The organism is Sphingomonas vulcanisoli (genome assembly GCF_011761305.1).
GTDB lineage: Bacteria > Pseudomonadota > Alphaproteobacteria > Sphingomonadales > Sphingomonadaceae > Sphingomonas_I > Sphingomonas_I vulcanisoli.
This window is the reverse complement of sequence record NZ_JAAOZC010000010.1, coordinates 1-19,982: the sequence shown is the minus strand read 5'-3', so window position 1 is coordinate 19,982 and position 19,982 is coordinate 1. Positions and strand designations below refer to the sequence as shown.

16 protein-coding genes are annotated in these 19,982 nt (G+C 64.1%); 3 read left to right on the top strand and 13 right to left on the bottom strand.

Annotated elements, in window-relative coordinates:
* Positions 1-83 precede the first annotated feature (83 nt).
* A complete protein-coding gene (locus FHS31_RS14500) occupies positions 84-4,277 on the bottom strand; it encodes a strawberry notch-like NTP hydrolase domain-containing protein (protein WP_167074820.1) in 4,194 nt (1,397 codons plus the stop codon).
* 147 nt (positions 4,278-4,424) lie between these two features.
* On the opposite strand from FHS31_RS14500, the gene FHS31_RS14495 reads away from it, so the two are divergent.
* Together FHS31_RS14495 and FHS31_RS14490 are read left to right on the top strand one after the other, a co-directional pair.
* Positions 4,425-4,574 (top strand): DUF2256 domain-containing protein, encoded by a 150-nt coding sequence (locus FHS31_RS14495; protein ID WP_167074818.1) that lies wholly within the window; start codon positions 4,425-4,427, stop codon positions 4,572-4,574.
* Positions 4,575-4,998: 424 nt separating this feature from the next.
* On the top strand, positions 4,999-5,808 hold the full coding sequence (locus tag FHS31_RS14490) for an AI-2E family transporter (RefSeq protein WP_167074816.1): 810 nt from the start codon (positions 4,999-5,001) through the stop codon (positions 5,806-5,808).
* Between the two features lie 181 nt (positions 5,809-5,989).
* On the opposite strand, the gene FHS31_RS14485 is transcribed toward FHS31_RS14490, so the two are convergent.
* The 12 genes from FHS31_RS14485 to tnpA form a co-directional block, all read right to left on the bottom strand.
* The gene (locus FHS31_RS14485; protein WP_167074814.1) at positions 5,990-7,186 is read right to left on the bottom strand and encodes a molybdopterin molybdotransferase MoeA; all 1,197 of its coding nucleotides are present in this window, start codon (positions 7,184-7,186) and stop codon (positions 5,990-5,992) included.
* The gene (locus tag FHS31_RS16755) at positions 7,183-7,407 is read right to left on the bottom strand and encodes a hypothetical protein (RefSeq protein WP_341786371.1); all 225 of its coding nucleotides are present in this window, start codon (positions 7,405-7,407) and stop codon (positions 7,183-7,185) included. Before FHS31_RS16755 ends, FHS31_RS14485 begins: the two co-directional genes overlap by 4 nt.
* A gap of 55 nt (positions 7,408-7,462) precedes the next feature.
* The gene (mobA, locus tag FHS31_RS16750) at positions 7,463-7,714 is read right to left on the bottom strand and encodes a molybdenum cofactor guanylyltransferase (RefSeq protein WP_341786370.1); all 252 of its coding nucleotides are present in this window, start codon (positions 7,712-7,714) and stop codon (positions 7,463-7,465) included.
* 25 nt (positions 7,715-7,739) lie between these two features.
* Positions 7,740-8,528, bottom strand: coding sequence for a uroporphyrinogen-III C-methyltransferase (cobA, locus tag FHS31_RS14475; RefSeq protein ID WP_167074812.1), 789 nt, complete (start codon positions 8,526-8,528; stop codon positions 7,740-7,742).
* Positions 8,521-11,142, bottom strand: coding sequence for a nitrate reductase (locus FHS31_RS14470; protein WP_167074810.1), 2,622 nt, complete (start codon positions 11,140-11,142; stop codon positions 8,521-8,523). Before FHS31_RS14470 ends, cobA begins: the two co-directional genes overlap by 8 nt.
* Positions 11,142-11,486 (bottom strand): nitrite reductase small subunit NirD, encoded by a 345-nt coding sequence (nirD, locus tag FHS31_RS14465; protein WP_208408747.1) that lies wholly within the window; start codon positions 11,484-11,486, stop codon positions 11,142-11,144. The genes FHS31_RS14470 and nirD overlap by 1 nt, the downstream gene beginning before the upstream one ends.
* Complete coding sequence (nirB, locus tag FHS31_RS14460) at positions 11,483-13,999, bottom strand: nitrite reductase large subunit NirB (protein WP_167074808.1); 2,517 nt, start codon at positions 13,997-13,999, stop codon at positions 11,483-11,485. Before nirB ends, nirD begins: the two co-directional genes overlap by 4 nt.
* 235 nt (positions 14,000-14,234) lie before the next feature.
* On the bottom strand, positions 14,235-15,443 hold the full coding sequence (locus FHS31_RS14455; protein ID WP_167074806.1) for an alginate export family protein: 1,209 nt from the start codon (positions 15,441-15,443) through the stop codon (positions 14,235-14,237).
* Between the two features lie 55 nt (positions 15,444-15,498).
* Positions 15,499-16,740 (bottom strand): nitrate/nitrite transporter, encoded by a 1,242-nt coding sequence (locus FHS31_RS14450; RefSeq protein ID WP_167074804.1) that lies wholly within the window; start codon positions 16,738-16,740, stop codon positions 15,499-15,501.
* 192 nt (positions 16,741-16,932) lie between these two features.
* The gene (locus FHS31_RS14445) at positions 16,933-18,150 is read right to left on the bottom strand and encodes a CmpA/NrtA family ABC transporter substrate-binding protein (RefSeq protein WP_167074802.1); all 1,218 of its coding nucleotides are present in this window, start codon (positions 18,148-18,150) and stop codon (positions 16,933-16,935) included.
* Entirely contained in the window at positions 18,147-18,728 is a 582-nt protein-coding gene (locus FHS31_RS14440; RefSeq protein ID WP_167074800.1) for an ANTAR domain-containing response regulator, read from the bottom strand. The genes FHS31_RS14445 and FHS31_RS14440 overlap by 4 nt, the downstream gene beginning before the upstream one ends.
* A gap of 382 nt (positions 18,729-19,110) precedes the next feature.
* Positions 19,111-19,515, bottom strand: a complete 405-nt coding sequence (tnpA, locus tag FHS31_RS14435) for an IS200/IS605 family transposase (RefSeq protein ID WP_167074798.1) — start codon at positions 19,513-19,515, stop codon at positions 19,111-19,113.
* A 238-nt stretch (positions 19,516-19,753) separates the two neighbouring features.
* On the opposite strand from tnpA, the gene FHS31_RS14430 reads away from it, so the two are divergent.
* Positions 19,754-19,954: a hypothetical protein gene (locus FHS31_RS14430; RefSeq protein ID WP_167074796.1), complete on the top strand. Its 201-nt coding sequence runs from the start codon at positions 19,754-19,756 to the stop codon at positions 19,952-19,954.
* Positions 19,955-19,982 lie beyond the last annotated feature (28 nt).

Here is a 19,982-nt window from a genome sequence, read left to right as displayed (position 1 = left end):
ACGCGCGAACCCGGCTCCCGGGCTCACCAAGCCGAAGGCTCCCTCCCCTCTCATGCGCGGCCGAGAGGGGAGGGGTCCGGCCGTCATCCGGCGAGGCGGTCGATGACCTCCACCGCCGTCGCGACTGGCACGAACAATCGGGTCCGGTGCTGGATGATTTCGGTGAAGCAGCCGGCGGCCTTCAGCTCGGCGAGGCGCGTGTGCGGCCAGTCGAGCAGCTCCAATCGCTGGTCGCCGGCGACGAGGCTGCGTTTCAGCTGATAGTCGCCGATCGGCGAGACCTCACCGGTTGCGAGGACATGGCGGACCAATTCCGCCCCGGAAACCGCGATCGTCGCCTGGATGCCGAAGGCGTCGGCGAGCTTGGCCACGAGCGGGGCGGGCACGAGGCGGCCGAGGAACGACTGGCCATCTTCGGTCGTCAGCCGCCAGACCTGGACATGATCGTCGGGCAGTTTACCCCACACCGGCAAGAGCAGGCCGGTGACGAGATAGATGGTGCTGGTGCGGGTCTTCCCGTCGAGTTCGTCGACCTCGGCCTGCCAGAGCGCTGCGAAATCGGCCTCGCTCGCCTCCTCCCACATCGTCTCGAGAAACAGATCCTGCCGCATCCGCTCAGACCGCGTCGGCCGGACCAGCTCGTACCGACGCACGATCTCGCCCTCGTCGTCGGTCAGCGAAAAGGTGCTGCAGCGGATCGCCGCCTTGCCCGACTTGCGGTTGATGACCGGGACGGCGTCGTCATGGATCATCCGCAACGCGCGTTCGAGCGCCATTGGACGATAGCGCTCTTCGGTTTCCAGCCGCAGGATCTCGGTCTCGGCACCGCTGACGGGATCGCGGCGGATGACCGTGCGATCGAGGATGGTGATCCGCTCGGCGGTGATCGTCTCCACGCCGACGTCGAGTGATCCGGCCTGGCGCGCTGCCTCGACCCGCGCCTCGATCAGACCGAGATATTCGTCAAAAATAGCGTTCTGGAGCGCGATGCGCAGTGCAAGGATGCGATTGAGCCAGCGCTGGATAGGCGGCAGCTCCTCCTTCAGCCCACCCCCTTCGCCTTCCAGCTCAAGACCCGTGAGCGACTGGAATTCCGCGAAGGTCACCGAGCGCAACTTGCCGGCAGCGAGGAGCCGGAACCAGGTTTCGAGCGATTCCTTGGCATAATCGCTTTCGAGATTGTCGCGCGGATCGAACAGCCCCTGGCCGCCGGTCTGGCGTTGGCCGCGGGTCAGCGCGCCGAGCGAATCCAGCCGGCGTGCGATCGTCGAGATGAAGCGGCGTTCGCCCCGGCAATCGGTCGAGACCGGGCGGAACAGCGGCGCGGACGCCTGGTGCGTGCGATGCGTGCGGCCGAGCCCTTGGATGGCCGCGTCGGCGCGCCAGCCGGGCTCGAGCAGATAGTGGATGCGCCGTGAGCGGTTCTCGGCGGTGAGGCTGGCATGGTAGCTGCGGCCGGTGCCGCCGGCGTCGGAGAAGATCAGGATCTTCTTTTCGCCGCGCATGAAGGCATCGGTCTCGGCGAGGTTGGTGCGGGGCGACCGGCTCTCGACGCGCTGGCGACCGCCGGCATCGACGACGATGCGGCGGCTGCGCCCGGTGACCTCGGCGACCGAGGTCGGACCGAAATGGCCGATGATGTGGTCGAGGGCAGACCCGACGATCGGCAGGGCACAGAGCTGCTCGATCAGATCGTCGCGCATGCGCAGCGCCTCCTGGCTGAGCACTGGCCGCCCGTCCTCATCGATCATCGGTTCCGAGCGTGTCTTGCCCGTATCGTCGACGAAGGTCTTCATCTGGCGGACCGGGAAGGCCGCCGTCAGATAATCCATGAGGAATTCACGCGGCGATAATTCGATCTCGAGATTAGCACGCTCCTCCGCGCTGAGATCGGCGAGCGCCCGGTTGAGCATCGCCTCGGAGGTGGAGACCAGCTGGATGACGACGCTGTCGCCGCGCGCGAGATCGGCGTTCATCGCCGGGATGAGGGCGGGAAGCTTCAGTCCGATCAGCAACTGGCAGAAGAAGCGTTGCTTGGTGGATTCGAAGATCGAGAGTGCCGCCGATTTCGCCCCGCTGTTATAGGTGTCCTTGGAGAAGCTGTCCGTGATCCGGGTCGCATCGAGCGCGGCGCGCAGATTGGCGTGAATGATGGCCCAGGCATCGGCGTAAGCATCGTAGACCGCGATCTGGTCGGGTGCGAGCTGGTGTTCGAGAATGTCATATTCGACGCCAGCGAAACTCAGCGCACGGGCCGTGTAGAGCCCCTGCATCTTCAGGTCGCGCGCGATCAGCTCCATTGCCGCGATCCCGCCTCGGCGTAGGCTGTCGACGAAAGCGCGGCGGTCGGCAAAGGCGGTGCCCGGTCCCCAAAGCCCGAGCCGGGTGGCGTAGGCCAGATTGTTGACGTCGGACGCGCCGGTCGCCGAGACGTAGAGCACCCGCACTCGCGGCAGCAGATTCTGCAGCCGCACCCCGGCGATCCCCTGGTCCGAGCCGTCCTTGGTGCCGAAACGGCCCTCGCCGCCGGCGACACCCGCCATCTCGTGCGCTTCGTCGAACACGATGACGCCTTCGCAACCGTCACCGAGCCAATCGAGAATCTGGCGCAGGCGCGTGCCCTTGTCGCCCCGGTTTGAGCGCAGCGTCGCATAGGTGAGGAACAGAACGCCTTCGGGCGCACCGATCGGCGTGCCGAGTTTCCACTGGTTGAGATGCTGGATGTCGAGCGCGAGGCCACCGACCGAACTCCAGTCACGCCGCGCATCTTCGAGCAAGGTCTCGGTCTTGGAGATCCAGACATGCTTGCGCGAACCGCGCAGCCACTGGTCGAGCAGGATCGCGGCCACCTGGCGTCCCTTGCCGGCGCCCGTGCCGTCGGCGAGGAAATAGCCGGTTCGATACGGCTGACCTTCGGGATCGGGGGTGAGCGAAAGGCCTTCCTCGGCCGGCAAAAAGCGGCCGGGAAGGTCGCGCTCGAAGGCGTCGCTCGCATAGATGAGTGTCTCGAGCTGCGCGTCGGACAGGATCTGCCCATCGACGATGCGCGCCGGAAGCTGAGGCACGTAGGTCGGGATCGGCGCCGTGATCGCTCCCATCGCGATCGATTCGACGAGCGCGGTCGGATGGGCTGACCCGCACGGGATGGAGATGCGGCTCGGACGGTACGGCAGGTAGAGGCCGCTCGCCTCGCCGACGCGCGCGGGTGCTTCCAGAATGTCATAGGCGATGGGCTGCGGTTCGACCGACGGGTTGGCGGTGACGGCCTGTCCGGCGAACGGCTGGCGAGAACGCAGTCCGCCAAGCAGCGAGGGGCGCGCCCTGGCGACAGCGGTGCGCGGCGGCTGTGGGGACGTGCCGACGATCCTCGCGAGTGCCTCTGAAAGGGTCGCGCAGCGCACGACAGGCTCGGTTCCCGTGCCGCCCTTGTCGAGGCGCATGATCTTCACGGTCTGGTTCGTGCCATGCTTGGCATAGGCATTCGCCGGCAATTCGAGATGGAGAGACAGGCCGCAGCCTTCGGTCGCCTTGGCCCATGCGCGACCGGACGTATCGACGCGGTTGGGCAGGATGGCGACGCAGCGCCCGCCGGCGACGAGACGCTGCAGCGCCGAGCGCACGTGGCGCAGACTTGCCAGCGGATCGGCGTGCCGACCCACGCTCCGCGAGAAAGGCGGGTTGATCAGCACGACGGTCGGTTGCGCCGACATCGGGAGGAGATCGTCGATCAGTTCCGAATCGTGGCGGCTGACGGCCGTTCCGGGATAGGCAGCCATCAGCATTTCGGCGCGATCGGCGTCGAGCTCGTTGAGCGTCAGGCGTGCTTTGGTACGGGCCGCGAAGAGCGCGAGCAGGCCGGTCCCGGCTGAGGGCTCGAGCACATGATCGCTGGCGGACACGCGCGCAGCCAGCGTCGCCAGAAAGGCGATCGGTGCGGGGGTCGAGAATTGCTGCAGTTCGATCTGCTCCTCGCTGCGTACGGTGTGGGTGGGCAGCGCGGCGACGAAGGCCGTCAGCATCGCGAGACAAGCAGCAGGATCGCCAGGGAGATCGGCACCGATCAAGTGCAAGACCTCGGCCAACTCCAGCGCATCATAGGCGTCGCGCTGGGTCCAGTTTCCGTCGGCAGCCGACGACCCATAAGCCGCCGTCATCGTTCTCAGCAGGGCGTCCCGATCGACCGGTTGGCCCTTTTTCAAATGTGCGGCGAGCGAGCGGGCCGCGCCAATCCGGGGGTGTTCGAGATCGAATTCGGGAAGGATGGCAAGGTTGGACATCGAGGCCTCCATGGTGCTTGCCCGGCAGATCGCCGGGTCACCACAGGCCGGAGGCCACCTCTCCTCTGCGAAAGTTTGTTCAGACAAACTTTCCGGAATTCCTGACGTTGGGGCGGATAGCGAGCCGAACAGCAGGAGTGAGCGACCATGCCCCACAAGAAGCTCACGCTTCCCACCAAGATCTGCGCCGCGTGCCAGCGGCCGTTCGCATGGCGCAAGAAATGGGAGCGAGATTGGGAGAACGTGAAATTCTGCTCGGATCGGTGCCGCAAGTCTGGCTCCGGCACGCCGGCCTGATCAGTCCGGCAACACTCGCCGCCACTGCCGGTTGGACGGACGAAGCCGCTTCGCGCACATGGGAGGCAGCGATTGAATGAGGGGCGAGCAAGTTGACCGAAGCGCAGGCGGGGAAGAACGACATCCACGTCGACGAGATGATCGTCGTCAACGAGCCGCGCGATCTCCGCATCCGCCAGATCGGACTGACCGTCGTGATCGTTGCCCTTTCGTTCTGGACGGCGCTGGAATTTTTCACGCCGCTTGCCTGGGCGGCGGTCATCGCGATTGCCGAATGGCCGCTCTATCAACGTGCGCTTCGGCGCTTTCCCGGCCGCCCCAATCTCCTAGCGGCGGGATGTGCGTTTCTGACCGCGCTGTTCGTGATCGGTCCATTGTCGCTGGCGGCGGTATCGCTGGCGCAGGAATCACAGGCCGCAATGGCGTGGCTACAGCACGCTCAGCAGGCATTCCAGCGCCGCCCTGGCTGCCCGCGCTGCCGCTCGTTAGCGCGAAGGCGAGCGCGTATTGGCAGGAGCATATCGGCAGCCCGCAGGCGGCCAACGCACTGCTGGGCTCGTTCAGCGCCGGGTCGATCCTTGGCTGGACGAAATCGATCGGCGGTGAGGTCGCGCGCGAGTCCGCGCTTTTCCTGATCACGTTGCTGGCGCTGGTGACGCTGCTGGCGCGCGGTCATGCGATCTCGGAGCGCTCGCGTGACGCTGCCGAGCGGATGTTTGGCGCCTTCGGCCGAAACCTGCTCGAGCGCATGATCGAAGCCATGCGGGCTACGGTCAACGGCACCGTCCTCGTCTCGGTGGTCGAGGGTGGGCTCATCGGGATCGGCTACGCTGTCGCGGGCGTCCCGCAGCCGCTACTGTTCGCGACGTTCACGATCATTCTGGCGCTCGTCCCGTTTGGCGCCTGGGCGGCGTTCGGCCTCGCAAGCCTGATCCTGCTCGGGAGCGGACATGTCCTGGCTGGCGGATTGCTGTTCGGCTTCGGCGTCGTGGTCATGACGATTGGCGACAATTTCGTGCAGCCGACGGTGATTGGCAGCGCCGTCGTGCTGCCTTTCCTGATGGCGATGATCGGGGCGTTCGGGGGCTTGGCCCAATTTGGCCTCGTCGGCCTCTTCATCGGCCCGGTCATCATGGCGGCGTTGCTGCTTGTATCGCAGCAGTGGATGAAGCCCGGCGTCAGCCGACAGTTCGACACGTTTGGCCCACAAACTTCTGCAGACTTCACCGATTAAAGGAGGCTTTCATCACCTCATTTAACCCAGGTCCGATAGTGTGACCTCGAACGGCCAGTGGCGGCAAGTTCGAAGTCGTTGTCCTATGCGCTGTAGAGCGTAACCGTATTCGAAAATTTGAGGGACGCTCTTTCTCTGCCAAATTCTGGTGCCCGCTCACCGCGAACCCCACAATCTTTTTTCAAAATTTTAAAGCATTGATGACACTCCCCGCAGCGCATGTTGGCTGGTTGGCAGGAACACGCACGAGTACGTTTGCACGTGCGAGCATTAATTGCGATGAAGCCGACTGACTCTTGAGTATCTCTACTGAACCGTCCTCAATGGTCCCACACAAGAAGCTCTCCCGCGTGGCAATTAGTTCGGGACAATTTTTCAAAGGCATCGCCTGCCAGTTCAGCGCGCTACGAAGATCGCGACCTTCCAGCGCGCGCAGCAAAGGCGCGAGAATGAGGCGTGCGGTGGTAAGCGCAGCCGTTGGGTTACCAGGAAGCCCGATGATATGCTTTGCTCCTATCCGGCCATACCAGACCGGCTTTCCAGGCTTCATCGCGACGTCCGAAAAGCGGACATCGAGGCCAAGCGGTCTCAGTCCAGCCTTTGCGAAATCTCGATCACCGCGAGAAGCACCACCAATCAGCACGAGAACATCGCAATCTGACATCATGGTCTCGGCGGCGGCCAGAATAGCATTTCTGGTATCGGCGACCAGTGCTGCACTCCCCGGCTTGGCACCGTATTGGCGCGACAGCAGCAGGATCGCTTCCGAGAGGCTGTCCGGAATCGTGTAGTCCAATTCGGTGGCTTTGCCCGGCGACACCAGTTCGTCTCCGCTTGCGAGCACGCTGACGATAGGGCGGCGCCATGTCTGAACTGTCGCGACGTCAGCGGCAGCAGCAACCAACAGCGCCCGGGGATCGAGCAACGTCCCGGCAGCCAGCATGATCTGCCCGATCTTTATATCGCACCCTTTGTGCCGGATATGCGATTTGGCAGGCCACACTTGCGGAAGGCTGAGGATCCCGGAATTCTCTTCGACCAGTTCGAGCGGAATAATGCGGCAAGCCCCTGCCGGCGCTGCGGCGCCCGTCATTATTCTCACGGCCTCACCGGCCTTTAGACGCCCGAGCCAAGGCTCGCCCGGATAAGATGCCCCCAGCACGCGGCAGGCACCACCTGCAGATTCAGCCGCCGAAACGGCAAAACCATCCATCGCCGCAGCGCTATAGCGCGGAGCGTCGATGCGGGCATGCACGGCCTCCGCAAGCACTCGCCTGCCAGCCGTGGATAATTGCGTCGTTTCGACTCCGAGTGGCTGAGCTTCGCGCTGCAATACAGCGACGGCCTCATCGAACGTGATCGAGGCCCCGCAGGTCATTCGCAAAGCAACCGCCGAAGATCCTTGAGATCATCCCGCGTGTTGACGTTGGGAATTCGGTCAATTCCTTCGATCAAGCGTGCGCCGACGTCAAATGCCAAAGACTGCATCGACTGCTTGCCGTTCCCGCGCAGGATGGTCTGGATTGTGTCGATCGCGCTTACCGGCCAAAGTCCGATGACCGGCTGCAACGCGAGGTAAGAAGGCGCAGGTTCGAGCACCGTAAGAAGGTCTGTGGGCAGAAGTGGGGCGTCGATCGAGACACTCAACACCTGATCATAACGATGCGCCGCATAGAGCAGTGCGCCCGCGAGCCCCCCCCAGCGGCCCCTTGTCTGGTGCGGGCCAATCAGCAATCGATAATGCGCCCTCGTATTCGCGACCAACGACTGCGACAGCATCGCATTGTGATCGGAGGAATTCCAAAGCGTGGTCCAGCAATGTGCGTCCCAGCAACAGAGCTTGCGCCTTGTCCGAACCGAAGCGGCTCGATTTTCCACCAGCCAGAACCGCACCGAGGGTTTTCATACGTGGCTCCAGAGCAGATCGCGGATCACGGTCGCTTGGCTTCAAACGGCTCGGCCTGAAATTCCATCTCGGATCCACAAGATAGTATATCTGCCGAAGCGGTGTCGACGGCTTCGCCGATCAGCAGCAAAGTCGGATCCTCTTCGCTGATCGTCTCGACCAGAAATGCCAGCGCCGACAGCCGACCGCGAATGAGCCGCTCGCTCGGTAGCGAGACATCGACCGCGACCATTACCGGCGTCGCCGGATCGCGCCCGGCAGCGATCAAACTGTTCGCGATTTGCGGCGCGGCGGCCCGCCCCATATAGACTGCGAGCGTATTTTCGGCCGATGTCAGCGCATGCCAGTCGAGATCGAGGCTCTCACCCTTGCGGGCATGCGCCGTGACAAACGTCAGACCGCGCGCCAGGCCGCGCAACGTGAGCGACGCAACGCCGTTAGCCGCCGCTGCGCTGGCTGCGGTGATGCCGGGGCAGATCCGGACGGCGATACCTTTCGCGGTGAGGCACTCGATCTCCTCGGCAGAGCGGCCGAAGATCGAGGGATCTCCACCCTTGAGGCGAACGACGCGCCGGCCAGTCAACGCCGCCTTCACCAACAGATCGTTGATATCAGCCTGTTCACGCGAATGACGCCCGGATCGCTTGCCGACCCAGACCAGCTCGGCATCGGACCGGGCAAAATCGAGAATGGCGGGGCCAACCAGGGCATCATGGAAAATGATGTCGGCGCCGGCTATCAGCTGTTCGGCCTTGCGCGTCAGCAATTCCGGATCGCCTGGACCTGCACCGACCAGCCACACCGGTTCAGACATTGACTCGACTCCTTGCGAGGATAGACGCCTGTTCGGCGACGATACGGCCGAGCGCGGGGCGACAGGAGCCGCAATTGGTGCCGGCACCCAGCGCCTTTCCGATCTCGGCCACATCTGCCAACCGTTGCTCTTTAACGGCGCTGACGATCGTGTTCAGGCCGACATCGAAGCAGACGCAGATAATCGGGCCTCGATCCGGCCGCGCGCCCGGCTCTCGCGCCGCGAGCAGGCTCGGCGCGACGCCCGGTGCTTGAAGCTGAGCGATCAGCCAGTCTCGGCCGGGCAGTTCGCCGGATTGGGTAATGAACAACACGGCAGCCATTCGTCCGTTGGCTACGACAGCGATTCGGCGTGTACCGCGCGCGATGTCTGCGGCTTCAATCCATTCGCCGGACGGCAGCGAATGTTCGAGCGCGGTCGCGTCGCCCATCCCGGCCAGTTCGTACAGCGTCCCTCCCGGCACTGTGATGCGGCTTGACCAGAGACAGCCGGGAAACCGGGGTGCTTCGCCCCGCACGATCAGAAAGGCGCGCCATTCGACTGCTACCTTTTCGATCCGCGCCGGAGTTGATTTGAAGCCTGGCTGGCCCGAATGGGGATCGGTCAGCGACCTGGGAAGAAGGCCGGTTCGTCCGCCGGTCGATTGGCGGTCGGTCCAGTGGATCGGCGTGAACAGATCGCCATGGCGCTGGCTTGCCGTGAGCAGAGCGCGAAAAAGGCTGGCGCCCTGCGGAGTTTCGACGCGCACGATATCGTAATTGGCGATGCCGAGGCGTTCGGCGTCCCTCGGGTTGATCTCCGCTAAGGGCTCTTCGCGATGGCGCGCCAGCTTCGGCGAGAGGCCCGTCCGCGTCATTGTGTGCCACTGGTCGCGATATCGACCGGTGTTCAGCGTGAAGGGCCAATCGCGGAGCGGCTCGGGGAGTTTTGCCTGCCGGACAGTGACCAGCCGTGCGGTCAACCGGCTTTCAAGCGCGTGGTCACCGCCGAACGGATCACGCCCCCAGCGGAACGGCACCATCTCGTCGTAAGCGGCGTTCCCGATCGCGGCGTGATGCCCTAGATCGAAGAGCCGCGCGCCGCCATTCTGATAAGCGGACAGGCGCGCATGCTCGCGATAGACATCGGCAGCGCATGTATAGGCGAAGGCACTGCCCCAGCCCATGTGCCGCGCGACCTCGGTCACGATCCACCAATCGGGTCGCGCTTCGCCGGGAGGCGGCAACATGCCGCGCTGGCGACTGACGCGCCTTTCGCTGTTCGTGACCGTACCGTCCTTCTCGGCCCAGCCGGTGGCGGGCAGCCGAACATGGGCGAAACGGCTGGTATCGGTATCGGCGATGACGTCGGAAACGACTACGAAAGGGCATCCGGAAAGCGCCTCGCGCACCCGGCCCGCATCGGGCATCGAGACTGCGGGATTGGTCGCCATCACCCACAGCGCCTTGATCTTTCCCTCTCCCACGGCGCGAAACAGATCGACGGCTTTAAGGCCCGGCTTGTTCGCCATCCGCGGTGCCGACCAGAAACGGCCGACCCGAGCGACATTGTCGTCCGCGAAATCCATGTGGGCGGCCAGCGTGGAGGCCAAGCCACCCACCTCTCGCCCACCCATCGCGTTGGGCTGGCCAGTAATCGAGAAGGGGGCCGCGCCCGGCTTGCCGATCCGCCCCGTCGCGAGGTGCAGGTTCAGGATCGCATTGACCTGATCGGTCCCGCGCAATGCCTGATTGATGCCTTGGCTAAAGAGCGTGACGGTTCGGGGCGTCGCAGCGAAGAGGGCATAGAAGCGCTGCAGATCGCTGACCGGGACGTCGCATGTCTTCGCGACCGTCCAAAGATCGCTTTCCGCTTCAATCGCTTCCCAGAAGTCGGCGGGCACGGTGACGTGCTCCTGTAGAAAGGCCGCGTCCAACGCGCCTTCGCGACGGCAGAAGGCTAACAGGCCGTTCATCAGCGCCACGTCACACCCGGGACGGATAGCGAGATGCAGGTCGGCATCCTCGCATGTCTCGGTGCGGCGCGGATCGATGACGACCAGCTTGGTGCCCCGCGCCGCGCGCGCAGCCATGATGCGTTGATAGACGATCGGATGGCACCAGGCGGTGTTCGAGCCGACGAGCACCACGAGATCGGCTGCGTCCAGATCGTCATAGCTTGCCGGCACGACGTCTTCGCCAAACGCCCGGATATGGCCCGCGACGGCGCTGGACATGCACAGGCGCGAATTGGTGTCGATGTTCGCCGAGCCGATGAAGCCCTTCATCAGCTTGTTGGCGACATAATAGTCTTCGGTGAGGAGTTGGCCGGATACGTAGAAGGCCACACTGTCCGGCCCGAAGTTGGCGATGGTGTCGCGAAACCGGCGTGCCACGAGATCGAGGGCCTTGTCCCAGCCAGCGCGACGGCGACCGATCATGGGGTGAAGGAGGCGCCCTTCGAGGCCGACGGTTTCGCCCAGATGAGTGCCCTTGGAGCAGAGGCGGCCGAAGTTGGCGGGATGATCCGGATCGCCGCGCACTTCGATGGCACGGTCGCCCGTGCGGGTGGCGAGGATGCCGCAGCCGACGCCGCAATAGGCGCAGGTGGTGCGGACGGCCTCACCCGCACCCATCAACCGACCAGTGCCGCGGCGAGCGCGCCGACGCGCGAGAGGAGGACGCGCCCGGCATCGACGCGCGCGGGAATGATCGGCACGCAACCTTCATCCTCGCCGAGCGCCTCTCCGGTCGAAAGGCTGATCCGCCAGTTATGCAGCGGGCAGGCGACGGCGTGGCCGTGGACGATGCCCTGGCTGAGCGGCCCCTGCTTGTGCGGGCAGCGATTGACCAGCGCGTACACGGCGTCATCGCCGGTGCGGAACACCGCGATCTCCTCGCCGCCTTCCACGGGCACGGTGCGGGCGCCGCGCGGCGGGATATCGGCCAACGGGCCGACGTCGATCCAGTCGCCGATCATCGCACCGCCTCCAGCGCGGATGCAGGCCTGAATTCGCCGAGATGCTGGTGCTGCTCGCATTCCACGCCCGAGGCACGCGCCGCCCAGGGATCCTCCTGCGAATGCGCCTGCGAGAAGAGGAAGCGCGCCGTCAGCGCCTCGCGGCCGATCTCGTCCTCCACGATCCGGCGCTTGATATGCTCCAGCCCGACGCGCTCGATCCACGGTGCCGTCCGCTCGAGATAGCGAGCCTCCTCGCGGTAGAGCTGGATGAAGGCCGCGCAGTGGTCCATCGCCTGCTGCTCGGTCTCGACCTTGCAGAGCAGGTCGGTCGCGCGGACCTTGATGCCGCCGTTGCCGCCTACGTGCAGTTCGTAACCGCTGTCGACGCAGACAACGCCGAAATCCTTGATCGTCGCCTCGGCACAATTGCGCGGGCATCCGGAGACCGCGATCTTGAATTTGTGGGGCATCCACGATCCCCAGCTCATCCGTTCGATCTTCACGCCGAGCCCGGTGGAATCCTGCGTCCCGAAGCGGCACCATTCGGAGCCGACGCACGTCTTCACGGTGCGCAGCGACTTGCCATAGGCGTGGCCCGACACCATCCCCGCCGCATTGAGATCGGCCCAGACGGCGGGCAGATCCTCCTTCTTGATGCCGAAGATATCGAGGCGCTGGCCGCCCGTGACCTTCACCATCGGCGCGTTGAACTTCTCGACGACGTCGGCAATCGCGCGCAACTCGCGCGGGTTGGTGAGACCGCCCCACATGCGCGGCACCACCGAATAGGTACCGTCCTTCTGGATGTTGGCATGCATCCGTTCGTTGACGAAGCGGCTCTGCTGATCGTCGACATATTCGCCGGGCAAGGCGCAGAGTAGATAATAGTTGAGGGCAGGCCGGCACGAGGAACAGCCGTCCGGCGTCGACCAGTGGAGCTTCTGCATCACCTCGGGGATCGAGGTCATACCCTGCGCGACGATCTCGCGGCGGACGTCGTCATGGCCGAAGCTGGTGCATTTGCAGAGCGTCTTGGGGCCCGCCTGAACCTCATCCCCCAGCGTGAGCGCGAGCAGGTTCTCGACCAGCTCGGTGCACGAACCACAGCTTGCCGACGCCTTGCAGCTGGAGCGCACCGCATCGAGGCTGCACGCACCACCCGTGATCGACGCAACGACCTTGCCCTTGGAAACGCCGTTGCAGCCACAAATCTCGGCATCGTCCGAGAGCGCCGCAACGGCCGCCTTAGGGTCCGCCTGCCCCCCTCCCGAGGCGAAGGCCTGGCCAAAGATCAGCAGATCGCGGGCATCGGAAATATCCTCGCCCTTTTTCAGCAGATCGAAATACCAGCCACCATCGGCGGTATCGCCGTAGAGGACGGCGCCGACGATGCGATTGTCCTTGATGACAAGCCTCTTATAGATGCCACGCGAGGCATCGCGCAGCACGATATCCTCGGCGCTGTCTCCTCCTGAGAAATCGCCCGCCGAGAAGACATCGAGCCCGGCGACCTTCAGCTTCGTGGACGTGACCGACCCGCGATAGCCTGTCGGCGCCTCGACCAGCCCGTCTGCCAGCGCGCGGCACATCTCCCACAGCGGCGCGACGAGACCGTAGACCTGCCCGTCATGCTCGACACATTCGCCCACCGCGCGGATGTTTGGATCGGAGGTGACCATATGATCGTCGACCCGGATGCCCCGGCCGACATCCAGCCCCGCCTGCGCGGCCAGCGCAACGTTTGGCCGGATACCAACCGCCATCACCACCAGCTTGGCCGGGATCAACGTATCGTCCTTCAGGCGAACGCCCTCGACACGATCCGCACCGACGATCTCTGCCGTGTTGGCGCCCGTCAGGATTGTCTGGCCACGGCTTTCCAGCGCGCTCTTGAGCAGCCAGCCCGCCGCCTCGTCCAATTGCCGCTCCATTAGCGTCGGCATCAGGTGGATGACGGTGACTTTCATGCCGCGCAGCGTCAGCCCATGCGCCGCCTCCAGCCCGAGCAGACCGCCGCCGATCACCACGGCATCGCCCCCTTCGGCTGCGGCTGCCAGCATCGTATCGACGTCGCCCATGTCGCGGAACGCGATCACGCCGGGCAAATCCTTGCCGGGCACGGGGATGATGAAGGGATCGGAGCCGGTGGCGATCAGCAGCTTGTCGTAGGCGACCGAACGGCCCGAGCGCGCGACGACAATGCGGGCCTCGCGATCGATCGAAACGACAGGATCGCCCGCAACCAGCTCGATGCCGTTGTCACGATACCAATCATGGCCGTTGATGACGATATCATCGAAGCTCTTTTCGCCGGCAAGCACGGGCGAGAGCATGATGCGGTTGTAGTTGACGCGCGGTTCGGCCCCGAAGATCGTGACGCGATAACGAGTACCGTCGCGCGCCAGCAATTCCTCGATCGCGCGGCACCCGGCCATGCCGTTGCCGATGACGACAAGGTGGGAGCGCCCGTCCTGCGCCACCGTCTCGATCATGCTTCCATCGTCCGTGTCGGGACGCTCGTAAAAGTCCATTTCACACACTCCGAACGCAAAAAAGCCGCCATCCGGACCTCGGGGGTGAACCGAAGTCGGGATGGCGGCTTTGCCAACATCATGATCCGGCGATGTGCCGGTGTGATGATCCCGCGCAATTCCAGCATCGGAAGCGGCGGGTATAGAGCGTCCCGGCGCCATTGCCGGAACGCCCGTGATTATGTGGGCAAACGCCCTGCGAGACAAGCACCGTTTTTTTGCACCGCAACAAAAGTCACAGCGCCCAATCCGCTTGCAGCCAGAGTTTGCGCGTATCGGTGAGGAACGTTGTCGCTCGGTAATCGGCATAGCGGACGGAAAGTTGGGTATGCTTGCCGAGCTTCGCGGTGGCGAGCAGATCGATCTCATTGCCATAATGCTGGCCCAGTCGATCGCTGTCGAAGCGATGATAGACCGCCTGCACCGTCACGCCCTTCGCGGGGCCGATCGCCTTCCAGCCATAGCCCAAGCTGCCGTAGAGATCGCGCACGCCGTTCGGCGGGGTGGTCAGGAACTTGTCCGCCCAGCCCTGGAATTTGAAGCCGGTGGCGAGCGGCGTCTGGAAACTGGTGAGCGCCACGCCCTTATCCGCGCCCAGCACCTCGTAACCGCCGCCCGCCTTCCATCCGTAAGCATCCAGCGTCGCATCGATCAGATAATAATCCGCGCGATATTCGTTGGGATTACGGTGGTAGTCCGATTGGGTGGCGTAGCTCGCTTGGTAGGAAAGCTTCGCATGTTTCGAAAGCGCGTGCGCGCCGGTGAACCGCACGCCGTAGCTTTGGCTGGATAGCTGGTATGCCTGCACCAGCGTCTCATCCTGATCGATCAGATAGGCGAAGGCGGTGATCGTGCCGAGCTTCGTTCCATAGGACAGATTGGCGAGGATGTTGCGGCCCGAGACCGCCTGCTGACGCGCACCGACGCCATCGATTCCCCAGATCGTGCGATCGCTCCAAGCGTAGCTGACATCCGCCTTCAGCCCGGCGATCGGCGTGATTTCGGCACGCACCGCATCGAATGTCTGGCCATTGTCGCGGAAGTTGACCGCGCCGACAAAGCGCTCGTCATCGAGCACGATGCGCTGGCGCCCGGCGGTGATCGTCAGCGCCTTGCTGCGATACTGAAGCTGCGCGCGGTACAGCGCGATAGTCTGCGGATCGGCGACGAGCGGATGGGCAGCATCGACATGCAGTCCATCGAAATAATGATTCACCGCCGCCAGCGTGCCCTGCCCCTCGACCAGCACCGACCAGGGGCCGCTCGACGCTTGCAGGCCACCACGAAGGCGTAGCGTGAGCGCCTCGGCCTTATCCGCCACACCCGTCTGATCGACGCTTTCATAGCGCGTCCGCAGATCGACGAGCGGATTCAGGGCGATGGACTGGGCACACGCGGGGCCCGCGACGGCCAGAGCGGCCGCCGATAAGAGGATCGGTTTCATCGAAATATCCTTTCGGCGGGTCGGCGGGGATCAGCCCGCCGACCCCGTGACGAAATCAGATGCGGACGCCGTTTTCTGTCGCACCCCAGCCCGATCGCCAGCCCTGCTTGACCAGGGTCAGCACCACGACCGCGACCAGCGCGAGCCCTGCGAAGATCAGGAAGCCGGGCGCGAAGCTGCCGGTGATCTGCTTGGCGATGCCGAGCGAGGAGGCAAGGTAGAAGCCGCCGATGCCCCCGGCCATGCCGACCAGCCCGGTCATCACGCCGATCTCCTTGGCGAAGCGCTGCGGGACGAGCTGGAACACCGCGCCGTTACCGGCGCCGAGCGCCAGCATGCCGAGCACGAAGAAGCTCATCGCGGTGACCACCGTTGGCGCGCCGCTCACCCCCGCCAGCGCTGCGGCGGCGACCAGATAGACGACGGTGAGCGTCTTCACGCCGCCGATGGCATCGGCCACCGCGCCGCCGATCGGCCTCACCAGAGACCCCGCGAACACGCAGGCCGCCGTGCAATATCCAGCCATCACGGGGGTCAGCCCGAAGCGATCGGTGAAGTAGATCGGCAGCGACGAGGAAAGGCCGACGAAACCGCCGAACGTGACCGCGTAGAAGAGCATGAAGAGCCACGCGTCGGCCTGCTTGAGCGGCTGGAGATATTCGACAATGCCCTTGGGCGCAGGGGCGTTCGGCGCGTCCTTTGCCATCGCCAGATAGAGCAGGAAGACGATGGAGAGCGGGATGCACGCCAGCCCCAGCACTGCGTTCCAACCAAATGCCTTAGCCAGCAGCGGCGCGAAGAGGGCCGCGAACACTGTACCCGAATTGCCCATGCCGGCGATGCCCATCGCCTTGCCCTGATGCTGCGGCGGATACCAGCGGCTGGCGAGCGGCAGTGCGATCGCGAAGCTGGCGCCCGCAAACCCCAGGATCACGCCCAGCGCGAGCGTTCCAGCGAAAGAGTTGACCCCCAACGCGAAGGCGCTGAGCAGTCCGGCGATGACGATCAGCTGGCTGATCGCGCCCGACCTTTTCGGCCCGATGCGATCGACGAGCAGCCCATTGACGACGCGCAGGATGGCGCCGGCCAATGTCGGTGTCGCGACCATCAGGCCTTTCTGCGCGGGCAGCAGGTGGAGCGTCTTCGAAATCTCGGGTGCCAGCGGCCCGAGCAGCACCCAGACCATGAAAGCCAGATCGAAGTAGAGGAAAGCAGCGATCAGCGTGGGGCGATGCCCGGCGCTCCAAAATCCGCTGGCCTCCTTCTTGTCCACCTCTTCCCAATATGCCGTCGCCATGATGAAATCCCCCGATCTCGAAAAAACGAAAAAAAACCGCCCTCCAGCGCCGCGATCTGCGGGGCTGGACAGCGGCTCTGCTGTCGATGGTGGAGCGAAAGCCCCTACGTTGGGGCATGCTCCTCTGGGCGCGCTTCATCGCGCGACACCAAAAGGCTGACGGAAATCACATTCTTTCGCAAGTGCAAAAAATCAATCCGTCGAAATAGCGGCCAAGCCCTTGAGATAGCCCGTAACATCGTTCGGATCGAAGGCCCGCCCATCGAAGAATCGGTCCGGCCCGAGGGTGAGCGCGCCCTTATGCGTGCCGACGCTCATGGGGCTGGACAGTGCACCCTCCACTTTCATGCTCGCCCCAGGCATCGGCAGGCCCGAGCCCGCCAGCGCGCGGCGATAGACGTCCGATCGGAAAACATCGGCCGCGCGCCGCTCGATCTGCGGACCGGTCTTCACCATCCCCCAGCGCACCAGCTGCGAGTAGATCCACAGCGCCTGGCTGCGCCATGGGAAGTTGGCAGCTTCGCGTTGGAACAGCAGAAAATCTGGCACGTCGATTGGGCCTTCGCCGGGGCGCAAGACGATGCGGCCGGTGAGTGCAGGCATCAACTCGGCGGCGGAACGTCCGACATACTCGGGGCGCTCCAGCAGCGCAGCAAGCGCGTCATGGTTGGCGGCATCGTCGCACCACGCCGCTGCACGTGCCAGCGCGGGAAGCAGCCGATCGACGATATCGGGATGCGCCTCCATCCAGTCGGCCCGGAAAGCGAGCACCTTCTCCACGCCGCGCTGCCAGATGCGCGATCCCGCCGCAACGATCTCGGCAATCCCGTCCGCCACCGCGACGCTGCTCCACGGCTCGCCCGCGATGAACCCGTCGATTTCGCCCGCCCGAAGCGCCTCCACCATCAGCGAAGGCGGGAGTACGCGCAGGGACAGGTCGCGATCGGCATTCACCCCCGCGCTCGCCAGCCAGTAGCGCAGCATCAGCGCGTGGCTCGAAAAGCGATGGACGATACCGATCACGGGCTTGCGGCGGTGTAGCCCGATCGCGCCAGCGAAGTCATGCGCGGCGGCCACTGGATCGGCCAGGCGCTGCGCAGGATCGGGATCGAGCGCGGCAGCGAAATCGCTCGCCATCGCCAGCGCATTTCCGTTGACGTTAAGCTTGAACGGTGCGGCAAGCGTGGCGGGATGCTGGCCGAGCCCCAATGTCACCGCGATGGCGAGCGGCGCCAGCATGTGCGCGGCCTGCACCTGCCCATAAACGAGCCGATCGCGCGCCGTCGCCCAGGAAGTCGTGCGGACCAGATCAAGCGCGAGACCCGCATCTGTCGCAAACCCCTTCTCGCGCGCCGCGATCAGCACGGCGCTGTCGGTCAGCGGCAGAAAGGCGACGGACACGGGGATCATTCGATGCCTCCCAGCAGGCTACTCGCGGTGATCAGCGCCTCGGCGACGTCGACGATCTTGCGCCCTTGATTCATCGCGGCTGATCGCAGCGCGGCATAGGCTTCAGGCTCCTGCAGGCCGCGCGTTTTCATTAATATCGCCTTGGCGCGGTCGACTGTCTTGCGATCAGCGAGTGCTGTTCGCGCCTCATCAAGATCCGCCTGCATTCGGGCGAAGGCGTTGAAGCGACGGATCGCGAGATCAAGGATTGGCTTCACCCGCTCCTTGCGCAAACCATCGACGACATAGGCCGAGACTCCCGCATCGATTGCAGCACCAATCATAGCATCGTCCGACTGATCAACGAACATCGCGATTGGTCGCGCCAACGCCCGGCTGACCACCAGCATCTCCTCCAGACTGTCACGGCTAGGGCTACCAAGGTCCATCAGAACCACGTCGGGCGCCATGCGCTCCAGAATAGCGACGAACGCGCCACGCGGCGGAACAACATGAATATCGTCGTACCCGGCTTCGCGCAAACCGTCGCCCAGGACCGTCGCCCTCAGCCCGCTATCGTCAACGATCGCAATCCGCAACGCATCCCCCGATCATTCCCAATAACCTATGCAATTTGCTGCAGTGCAACGCAATGTGTCGGTTTTTCGAAAGCCGCGCTGTTCGATTCAAATGATCGGAGGCTAAAAGGCGCTGGCGAAATGCACTGACCGTTACTCGCGACTACAGAGATTGCGGGAACGGGGGATGTCGAGCGTCGTAAAGACGCTGGCTAATTGCTTGCCCTGTGTCCCGCCAAGCCGATAAGATGGTGATCCGCGCGGAGACGTGCGGCGGGGCGTGGAAACCTCGAAGGATAAGAGCCGGTTCGTGCGACCGGGTGGCGGACGCGTATGTCCAAGCCACCCGGCTGAATGACATACCGGCTGACGCCGGTAGGATCATTGGAGAGGGCTGAAGCCTTCATTGGTCCTTGTGGATATGCTTGTCGAGATAGCGCATGATGATGTCGTCGGAGATGTTGCCGGACGTGGTTGAGAAGTAACCCCTTTGCCAGAAGCGCTGGCCCCAATAGCGTTTGCGGATATGCTCGAACTCCTGCTGGATTTTGCGCGAGGACCGTCCTTTGGCGCGGCGCACGAAGTCGCTGACCGAGATGTGCGGCGGGATTTCGACGAACATATGGACATGGTCGCTCGACAGGACGCCATTGATGATCGTCACATTCATTTCGGCACACACCTGACGGATGATCTCGCGCACCCGCAAGCGGACCTCGCCGCGCAGCACCTTGAACCGGTATTTCGGCGCCCAGACGAGATGGTAGCGATGATGGAATGTCGTGTGACAACCGGTCGAATATCCCATAGCCTTTATCCTCGGAAAAAAGAGACTCAACGCCCTTCGGGCTGTCTCTTTTTTCCGAGGATAAAGGCTATCGACCGAGTCGATGGCTGAAGCCAGCATCCGACTGAAGTCGGAGGGGTTCCTCCTCACCGAGGACTCTAAAGGCGTTCGCGCCTAGCTTATCCTAGGTTTCCAACACCCGGTTCGAAGCGACGACGTGCCTCCGGGCACGTCGGCGGCTTCTTCGGGATCTGGCCGGTTGGACGAGCGCGACGACATCAGAGAAGAGGCGATCGCAGCGACAAGGCGCGCCCTTCACCTGCTCGACCAGATCGGAGAGCGTGGCCCCGCTGCGCTCGTTCAACAGGCGATCGATCAGCTCACACCCGGTTTCGACAGCGCGGCATTTGATGTCGTCGATCGAAGATTTGCCCCAGTTCGGCGACGGGAGCCCAAGTAGACCCCATAATGAATATTAACCTCAGATA

Bases quoted from the DNA above. Each gene is read 5' to 3' on its own strand.
- FHS31_RS14495 (WP_167074818.1), top strand. From the start codon at position 4,425: ATGCCCCACAAGAAGCTCACGCTTCCCACCAAGATCTGCGCCGCGTGC.
- tnpA (WP_167074798.1), bottom strand. From the start codon at position 19,515: ATGGGATATTCGACCGGTTGTCACACGACATTCCATCATCGCTACCAT.
- FHS31_RS14455 (WP_167074806.1), bottom strand. From the start codon at position 15,443: ATGAAACCGATCCTCTTATCGGCGGCCGCTCTGGCCGTCGCGGGCCCC.
- FHS31_RS14500 (WP_167074820.1), bottom strand. From the start codon at position 4,277: ATGTCCAACCTTGCCATCCTTCCCGAATTCGATCTCGAACACCCCCGG.
- nirD (WP_208408747.1), bottom strand. From the start codon at position 11,486: ATGATCGGCGACTGGATCGACGTCGGCCCGTTGGCCGATATCCCGCCG.
- mobA (WP_341786370.1), bottom strand. From the start codon at position 7,714: ATGAAAACCCTCGGTGCGGTTCTGGCTGGTGGAAAATCGAGCCGCTTC.
- cobA (WP_167074812.1), bottom strand. From the start codon at position 8,528: ATGTCTGAACCGGTGTGGCTGGTCGGTGCAGGTCCAGGCGATCCGGAA.
- FHS31_RS14450 (WP_167074804.1), bottom strand. From the start codon at position 16,740: ATGGCGACGGCATATTGGGAAGAGGTGGACAAGAAGGAGGCCAGCGGA.
- FHS31_RS14485 (WP_167074814.1), bottom strand. From the start codon at position 7,186: ATGACCTGCGGGGCCTCGATCACGTTCGATGAGGCCGTCGCTGTATTG.
- FHS31_RS14445 (WP_167074802.1), bottom strand. From the start codon at position 18,150: ATGATCCCCGTGTCCGTCGCCTTTCTGCCGCTGACCGACAGCGCCGTG.
- nirB (WP_167074808.1), bottom strand. From the start codon at position 13,999: ATGGACTTTTACGAGCGTCCCGACACGGACGATGGAAGCATGATCGAG.
- FHS31_RS14470 (WP_167074810.1), bottom strand. From the start codon at position 11,142: ATGGGTGCGGGTGAGGCCGTCCGCACCACCTGCGCCTATTGCGGCGTC.